General features: G+C 57.3%; 8 protein-coding genes. 1 reads left to right on the top strand and 7 read right to left on the bottom strand.

Annotation, left to right across the window (positions count from 1 at the left end; all coding sequences use genetic code 11):
* Nucleotides 1–860 precede the first annotated feature (860 nt).
* The 7 genes from MESCI2_RS0125470 to MESCI2_RS1000000137490 all read right to left on the bottom strand — a co-directional run bounded on the left by MESCI2_RS0125470 (nucleotide 861) and on the right by MESCI2_RS1000000137490 (nucleotide 7292).
* Nucleotides 861–1748 (bottom strand): ABC transporter permease, encoded by an 888-nt coding sequence (locus tag MESCI2_RS0125470; protein WP_155936675.1) that lies wholly within the window; start codon nucleotides 1746–1748, stop codon nucleotides 861–863.
* A gap of 14 nt (nucleotides 1749–1762) precedes the next feature.
* Entirely contained in the window at nucleotides 1763–2584 is an 822-nt protein-coding gene (locus MESCI2_RS1000000138165; RefSeq protein WP_032901368.1) for an ABC transporter permease, read from the bottom strand.
* A 142-nt stretch (nucleotides 2585–2726) separates the two neighbouring features.
* Nucleotides 2727–3770: an ABC transporter substrate-binding protein gene (locus tag MESCI2_RS0125480; RefSeq protein ID WP_081738907.1), complete on the bottom strand. Its 1044-nt coding sequence runs from the start codon at nucleotides 3768–3770 to the stop codon at nucleotides 2727–2729.
* Nucleotides 3771–3796: 26 nt separating this feature from the next.
* Nucleotides 3797–4927 carry an ABC transporter ATP-binding protein gene (locus tag MESCI2_RS01000000135625; protein WP_050596687.1) on the bottom strand — a complete coding sequence of 377 codons (1131 nt, stop codon included), beginning with the start codon at nucleotides 4925–4927 and terminating at the stop codon, nucleotides 3797–3799.
* A gap of 203 nt (nucleotides 4928–5130) precedes the next feature.
* Nucleotides 5131–6045, bottom strand: coding sequence for a 3-keto-5-aminohexanoate cleavage protein (locus MESCI2_RS0125490; RefSeq protein ID WP_027038957.1), 915 nt, complete (start codon nucleotides 6043–6045; stop codon nucleotides 5131–5133).
* A complete protein-coding gene (locus MESCI2_RS1000000136315) occupies nucleotides 6042–6497 on the bottom strand; it encodes an acyl-CoA thioesterase (protein WP_050596688.1) in 456 nt (151 codons plus the stop codon). Before MESCI2_RS1000000136315 ends, MESCI2_RS0125490 begins: the two co-directional genes overlap by 4 nt.
* A 24-nt stretch (nucleotides 6498–6521) precedes the next feature.
* Nucleotides 6522–7292, bottom strand: coding sequence for an SDR family NAD(P)-dependent oxidoreductase (locus tag MESCI2_RS1000000137490; RefSeq protein WP_027038958.1), 771 nt, complete (start codon nucleotides 7290–7292; stop codon nucleotides 6522–6524).
* A 410-nt stretch (nucleotides 7293–7702) separates the two neighbouring features.
* On the opposite strand from MESCI2_RS1000000137490, the gene MESCI2_RS0125505 reads away from it, so the two are divergent.
* Entirely contained in the window at nucleotides 7703–8431 is a 729-nt protein-coding gene (locus tag MESCI2_RS0125505) for a GntR family transcriptional regulator (RefSeq protein ID WP_197031602.1), read from the top strand.
* Nucleotides 8432–8451 lie beyond the last annotated feature (20 nt).

The following is an 8451-nucleotide window of genomic DNA, read 5'->3' on the forward strand; positions in this document are numbered from 1 at the left end:
CCACAACCGACACCGGATCACCGGACTCCTGCACCTCACGCACAATCGCCAGCTTCTGCTCGACCGTCCAGGAGCGGCGCGTCCGCTGTCGGCCCGCATCCGGCGGCTGCGGCACAGCCGCGGCCGTGCTCGCTTCCAACGTCGACGGCTGCTCCATAGCCAGATACTTCATTCGCCAAGCGTCCACTTAAATCTAAGCGGACACTAACGCCTCAAGGTACGCGTCAGTAGGCGGCCTTCGTCGTATGCATACAGTGGCGATCGTTGGGCCGCTCCTGCAGCTGCATAAGAGCCTGAGCGACAGCCCGGCCGATCTACACTGCCTCGTCCTCAGGGCAGTTGGGCCGATCCAATCTGCCGTCGCTCATGACCTTGCCTGGCCTGGCATTGGCCCCATCACGACACTCACCTACAGGGCGACGATCGATGACCCCACGCGCCCATGTCGATTTGCCAAGTGGGCTTTGAATCAAGCGAACGCCATCATCCGGAAAGAGCCGGGCATTCAGCGAGCTGGACCGATACCCCATCTCTTACGAGAACCTCTTCCGCTTCAATTGTCCGTCCTTCAATCGAGGCGGACTCTAACTCCAGGTGGAGGAAAAACTCAACGGCAGATTGATGGCCGCAACCACCCGGTTTCGGACAATGCCAGTTGCGACCTCGTCGCACCCGAAGCTGCGGAGAAGGTCGGCTAAACGTGCCGCTGTGCGGTCGACGTCAAACAGAATCTCGCAGTGGTGGAAATCGCGCCGTAATTCGATTGGTTTTCGGTTTCACCGGAAGCGTCAAATCGCGGCCTGGCAGAAATCTCCTTGATCAATGCTGTTCGGTTAGGTCGCGCCCCTCGGGCAACCTAATCAGAAACGGCTCAACAGCAAACCAGAGCGGCGAGTTAGCAGGGCGACGCAGCCGAGGGACGCCACAGTGAACAGTATCAGCAGCGTGGCAACCGCTGTGACAGTTGGGTCAATCTGAAGCTCAAGTCTATTGAACATAAGTTTCGGAATAGTGAACTCCGTACCGAATAGGAAGAGCGATAATACAACTTCGTCAAAGCTAACGATGAATACCAGTATTCCGACTGCCACAAGTGACGGCAACACATTTGGTATCAGGATCCTGAAGAAGACAACGCGTTCGCTTGCTCCCAGTGTTCGGGCGGCGTCCTCGATGCGGCCATCAAAGGCGGAGATCGCGACGGACATCAGTATAACGACATATGGAACACCTAGCAGAGTGTGCGCTATGATAAGTCCGGCAAAGGAGCCGAGCAGGCCCGTTCGGGCGAAAGCGAAATAGAGCGCGATTGCCAGGATGATCGACGGCAAGACTAGGGGAGCCATCAAGTTGGCCTCAAGCGCCCACCGGCCGGCAAAGCGACCCCGCGCGAGCGCATAAGCCGCCGTTGTACCCATTGCGAGGGCGAGTACCGAAGAAGTGCTGCCGATCACAAGCGAATTTCGCAACGCGGCCATCCAGGCGGGGTCGCTGAAGAAGGCGGCATACCAGCGCAGGGAAAAACCGGGTGGCGGAAAAGCCAGCGATTGCGCGGATGAAAATGACATCGGAATGACGATCAAGACCGGCAGAAACAGGAAAACAATGGTCGAGACTGCAAGCAGGACCACAAGCGCGCGCTCCATCCCGGAAATCAGGCGCGATGCTCGTCCTCCTGATCGAATACCCTCTCGGCGCGAACGCACCTCATCGACCGAAAGAGCAGGTTCTCGAACGTTGCTGCTCATATCACGTTCCTTCGCTAATTGCTGAAACCAGAGCGCAATCTGTAGTTGACCATATATAAGATCAGGATCGTTATCATGAGAATGGTCGACAATGCCGCTGCCGTCTCCCAGCGTGGAAGCGTATTGATGAGAACATCCAGCATGTTGGCGATCATTGTCACATTGCCACCGCCCAAGACAGCAGGCGTGATGTAGAAGCCGAGCGATAGGATGAACACGAGAGTTGCGCTTGCTGCAACTGAAGGCCCACTCATCGGAAGAAAGAGTCGCCAGAAGATCGCGCGCCTCGAGCCACCTAGCGACGCTGCCGCTTGGAAACATCTCTCATCGAACCGACTAAATGCCGCATAGAGTGGGAGCACGAAAAATGGCAGCAGCACGTTGACCATGCCGATGAGAACGCCTAACTCGTTGTAGAGAAATTGGACTGGCTGATGGACCAGTCGCATCGCAATCAGAACTCGGTTGACGATGCCGTCATTTCCAAGAATGACAATCCAGGCATAGGTCCGGATCAATATGCTGATCCAAAATGGCAACAACACAAGCACAAGACAGATCGAACGTCCCCTCGGAGACAACCCGCGCAGCCAATAGACGAGGGGGTAGCCCAAGATGACGCAAGAGATCGTCGTCAGGCTCGCTATACGCAGTGTTTTGCCTATTACTTTAAGATAGACAGGTGTCTCGAAAACATACAAGTAGTGCCGCACTGTCGGAGTCGGATTCGAAAAGCTCCATCCGAGCATCGTCAAGACCGGCAGATCGAATGTGAGCAGCACGAAGAGCACCAGCGGCGCCAGCATGACGGCAAAACGCAGCTTTACAGTTTTCATACGAGCCAGCCACACTTCTCCTGCTCCTCATAAAAATCGCGAGACGCACGCTCGGCACCGAGCCCACCTGAAAACAGCTTGCGCTCGGTGCCTGCGTCGTTCCCACTTCGGATTCGACTTCAAGTTCAGATCACAGCGTTAGCTAACGAGCAAGCTTCCACTCCTGCCAACGCCGCTCGACTTCGTCGCCATGCTGAAACCACCACTTGCTATCCGAAAGGAGTTGGCGGTCTTTGTTTTCGGGCGAAGTAGGCATCTTGTCCCTGAGCTGGTCAGACAGATGCTCGGTCAACTGTGGACTGTTGCCGGGATAAAAGACCCGTTCCGCATAGATCGCCTGCTTCTTGGGGATAGTCCAATCACGCAGCGCCAACAGGGCCGCCTCCACCTGACCGGCGGGTGCCCCCTTTGGCACGCCCCAGAAGGTAATGTCTAGCAAGGCCTGGTTATAATCGTACTCCAGTCCAGGTTTCGACATGATTCGACCATTCCATGCCATGCAATAGGCCACCTCATTGTCCGCTAGCAGCTCCGTAGGCTGCTGACCCGACGTCCACCAGACGGAGACATCAGGCGCGATCCTATCCAGGGACCGGAAGGCTCGGTCCACATTGAGTGGGTACACCTTATTGAGCGGAACGCCATCGGCGAGCAGTGCTATCGGAAGCACGTAGTCAGGCCGGTCCGGCAGGCAGCGCTTTCCAGGAAACTTCTTGACGTTCCAGAAATCCTCCCAAGTCTCAATCGGTACCGTGCCCTTCTTCCAAGCCATGCCTGTTGAGAAATAGCTCATCCCAAAGCCGTATTCGCGCCGCATCTCCGGGAACATGGGGAGGGGATTAATTTGGTCCCAGTTAAGCTTCTCCAGCAGGCCGAGAGACACCGCCTGCTCATAGGTCCGGCCATTTAGGTCCCATAAAGAGACCGGGACGTTTCCCGACGCGACCATAGCACGAAGCTTGCCGAAGCTGGTTGGCGAGATATATTCGACTTGAATGCCGGTACGTTCGGCAAATGGCTTGAAGAAGGCTTCGACAGCAGCATCGTGACTTGCTCCTCCCGAGTCTCCAACTATAAAGTTCTTCGCGGGCTCACTGGCCGCCGGAGTGGGGTGCATTACTGTAGCGAGTGACAAACAGGAGATCACCAGCGCAGCTGTCGCTGAGCAAAGAGACGCTGTTTTCATTAAGATCCTCCTCTGGGGTTGGCCTGTTATTCTTCTTTATCCTGGATGAGCCATGCATCTTCAGGCCTCCAGGAGAAACATGCGCGATCCCCCGGAGAGAACCGCGGTACCACGTGCTGGCACGACGCGATGACGGGGCCGACAGGCGGCGCTTCTACCGCGTAGCGGACGATCTCGCCCTGATAGACCACGTCGGCAACGTGGCAGTCGATGCAAAACCGGTTGGCTGGGGCCTCGGTCGCGGGTTGGAGGTTGACGCGTTCTGGCCGGACGAGCATGGTTGCGCGTCTTCCGAGTGATGGGTAGTCACCGGCGAGCGGCAATCTTGTTCCGCCGTCTAGCGCAAGAACGGCCCCATTGCCCTCTCGCGCAATGATCCCGTGGAACAGATTGGCGGCGCCGAGAAACCCGGCGACGAAGCGATTGGCTGGTTGCCGATAAAGCTCTCCCGGACTACCGAGTTGCTGGATCACTCCTTGCGCAAGCACAGCGATGCGATCGCTCATCGACATTGCTTCATCTTGATCGTGCGTAACCAGAACGGTAGTCACGCCCAAGGTTCCTTGCAGGCGCCGTAGTTCTAGCCTTACCTCTTCTCGCAGCTTTCGGTCCAGAGCTGCCAACGGTTCGTCGAGGAGCAGAAGCTTCGGTCCGAACACGAGCGCGCGGGCGATGGCGACGCGCTGTTGCTGACCGCCGGAAAGCTGGGATGGCTTCCTGTGCTCGAGGCCATTCAGGCGCACAAGCTCGATCGCCCATTCCACGCGTTCCTTTGCATCGCGCCTGCTGATGCCGCGAACTGCCAAAGAGAAAGCGATGTTGCCCGCCACGGTCATGTTCGGAAACAACGCATAGGACTGGAACACCAACCCTATGTCACGTTGCGCCGGAGGAACGTGCGTGACGTCGCGCGATCCAATCACAATGCGACCACCCGTTGGCTGAATCAGGCCGGCGACCAACCCCAGTAGGGTAGACTTGCCAGAACCGCTGGGGCCTAGAATTGAGAGAAATTCACCTTCCGCCACCGTAAGATCGACATCTGAGACGGCGCATACCGTCCCGAAATGCTTGCTGAGACCCGATACCTCGATCGCGGGGCGACGGCTCACAGGCGCCAGAGTGTCCCGCTCGCTGGTTAGTTGATGACTGATCATTGGAGCCTCGGAATGGAGCCTATTCTGTCGAGGACGTGGCCCGCCTTAGCGCGGCATTGGCAATGAGAAGTCTGGCAATCGCGAGCGACGCTCCTTCCCGAACATCTGGAACGTGCCATCGTCTCCTCAATCCTCAGAGCGTGGGCGTTCTAACGGTATCAACCGCAAACCCCGCACATCCGTTTTTCTTTGTTAGGTCTTGTTCAGTTCTTGCGGAGCCCAAGGATTTCGCGTGCTTGGACGGGTGTGGCCACACGGCCCCCAAGCCCCTCGACAATCTGGACCCCTCGTTCGACAAGAAGCGGGTTCGTTGCGAAGCAGCCGCGGTCGAGATAGTGGTTGTCCTCCAATCCGACGCGCCCATGGCCCCCTAGCAAAACTGCGCTCGCAAGCATGGGCATCTGGTTGCGCCCTACGCCGAAACCCGCCCATGTGGCTTCTTTCGGAAGCAGAGACCGCATATATTGCATGGATTCCAGTGTATCCGGTGCCCCCCACTTGATCCCCAAGGCGAACTGGTAAAGTGGCTCACCGTCCACCAACCCTTCCTTCACGAGCGCTTGCGCCAGCAGAAGATCGCCGGGATTGTAGCATTCAATCTCTGCCTTCACGCCAAGCTTGCGGAATCGATCTCCCATAGCGCGAAGGCTCGGCGTCGTGTTTAGGTATACGTGCTCGCCCGTGCCCGTTCCCTGAAGGCCACAGGTGACGTTCAGGGAGGAAATATCCGGCCGGGAATCCGCCAGATGCTGGGTCCTCCGGTCGATCGTCCACATCGTGCTTTTTGCGGCCGGCGTCGAATTGGTTTCGTCGGCTTCAGCTGGGAAGTACTTGCAACCTCCGCCTGAGCTGAGATTGATCACGACATCCACGCCGCTATCGCGGATACGATCGACGACTTCGCGATATAAGGCAGGATCGTATGAGCCTTTGCCCGTTTTCGGATCACGTACGTGAATATGGCAGACGCTGGCTCCCGCATTCGTCGCTTCCACGGACGCAGCCGCGATTTGCTTCGGCGTGACCGGATACTCAAGTTCGTGGGGGTATTTCGGATTTAAGTCTGTCGCGCCGGTTACGGCGCAGGTCAAGATCACCGGGCGGTGCGAATTGCTCATGGTTCTACTACCTTGCTTGGTTGGGAATCCGGCTCGCGCTCGCATATCCGCATCAACTCGGCGCGAAGATTGTCCGGGATCGGCACTTTCGTTCTGGTCTCAAGACCAAACAGCACAGAGACTGCTTCCAAGCGCGCCGCGACGCGCTGAGTTTTCGCGTCAATCAGGATGTGCTCAAAAGTGAGTGAAGTCGTCCCGACCCTGCTTAGACGGGTGCGACACTCCACGGCATCCCCGCTGCGCACCTCTCCGAGAAAGGTGGTAGCCTGATGCGCCGCCACCGTTCCGAGGCCACTCGCACCCATCCGACGCCATGACATACCGCAGCGCGCGTAGAAAACGCCGACCGCGCTATCGAAGATCGCTGCGTAGTGCTGCACGTTTAGATGCCCGTTCCCGTCGCATTGTGACGGCGAAATCGTACTGCAATAAGTGAGGATACCGCGTTCCATTACTTCATTCCCGACACCAGCGATTCAGTAGATTGGATCGCCTTCCCACTCGTTGTGACCGTCTACAGAAATAAATTGTCCGGAGACGACCGAGGCGCGCTGCGAGGCAAGGAATTCGACCATTTCCGCGATATCGCCTTCGCCGACCGGCCGCCTCAGTGATATGAAAGATAGGCGCCGCCTCAATTGCTCGTCAGGCGTGAGACCGTTGCGCGCGGCGGCAGTCTCCAACAACATCTTCCCGCGCGCGTTGTTGACGAAACCTGGAAGAACGGCATTGCAGGTTATTCCGAACGGCCCGAGTTCTCTCGCCAGAGCAGTAGTGAGCGCCATGAGCGCACCCTTAGTGACGACATAAACACTGCGCTGCGGAACGCCGATCTTCACAGAGGTCGTAGAGATATTCACGATTGCACCAGAACGCCGTTGTTTCATCCCGGGCACGATTGCCCGCACCAGATAGAACGCGCCGTGAATGTTGACATCGAAGACTCGCTGCCATTCTTCGACGGTAAAGGCTTCGACCGGCTTGCGCGCTCCACCGAGACCGGCGTTGTTGACCAGAACATCAATGCGTCCATCTCGGGCCAATACATCGGCGACAAGACGATCCGTGTCCCCTGGATTTCCAACATCGGCGCGGTAGGCGGTGATGCCGCGCTGCCCGCCAGCTCGCTCGAGCGCTGCGTCATCAACATCGCATATGTGGACGTTGTCCCCTTGAGCAGCGAATCGCTGGGCGATCGCCAGCCCAATTCCCCCGCCCCCCGCTGTTACTACAACTGATCGTTTCACCCAAGCCCCCCCCTGTGTTGTTTGTAGTTTGTCATTACAAAGTCAGCCTGTCAACGTGCTTCCTGGTGGTAATTGTGTTGGCGTTCGGCCCTGATCCTCGGCCGCGTATTAAAGGGCCATCGAAGGCGTGTGTGCCTGTCCACGCGTCGCTAGGCAGCGCAGCTGGCTGTACACGCTAAGAGTTTATGGCGTGCCGTCACGCTCGGCAGTCGACGGACGACTGGGTGCAGGCGAGAGCCAATCATTCAGAGGTCCTAGCCCGTGGTAAGTATGCTTTCGCGATCGAGGTCACCGCCGGATATGTCGCTTAGTGATGCCTTGTGACGAGACGCTTGTCATGACGAATCGCATGTGTCAATTATCGCTCCGAAATGCTGAGACGTGCCCAGTCTGCAAGGCGGGAGACAAATATGATGGTTGTTGGTTCAAGCTCAGAGTTGAAGCCGCTCGACAAGAGGCCAACGCTTGCCGATCGCGCTTACCTGTCTCTGCGCCGGGCTTTAACAAGCGGCCATTTCGCACCGGGTGAAAAGCTGACGATTCGTGATGTGGCCGCCATGCTGGATATCAGCATGACTCCAGCCAAAGAGGCGATGAGCCGACTGATCGCGGAAAAGATCCTGCGATCGGGCTCCCAACGCTCCGCGATAGTGCCCCACCTTAACACGCACGAGGTAGGAGACCTTTACCTCGCGCGTATCAGCCTCGAGGCAAGCATCACCGAGGAGGCCGTTAACCGCCTGACGGAAAAAGACGTTCTGAAACTGGAAGCAATGCAAAGCGAGATGGAGACTGCCAGTGCAGAAAGCGACTACAAGCTTTTGCTCCGCTTAAACGAACGCTTTCACCTCACAATCTATGAAGCGGCTGGAATGCCAGAAACGTTCGACATCATACGCGGCCTCTGGATGCGCCTTGGGCCTCACTTGAACATAATATTCTCGAGGCAAGCGCCCACCAGATCGTTCCCCGCTCATATAAAACTATTAAAAAGCATCCGTGCTCGAGATCCCGTGGCGGCTGCCGCCGCGGTCCGTGATGACCTTCGACTTGGTGCCGAGCGGATGTGCCAGATGTTAGCTGACGCCGAGAAGGAAGAGTTAACTGCCCAGGCCGGCCGAACACGGATGCCTCGTTGAAATAAGACTGCTCTAACCAC

Source organism: Mesorhizobium ciceri WSM4083, assembly GCF_000519305.1.
In the GTDB taxonomy this organism is placed as follows: domain Bacteria; phylum Pseudomonadota; class Alphaproteobacteria; order Rhizobiales; family Rhizobiaceae; genus Mesorhizobium; species Mesorhizobium ciceri_B.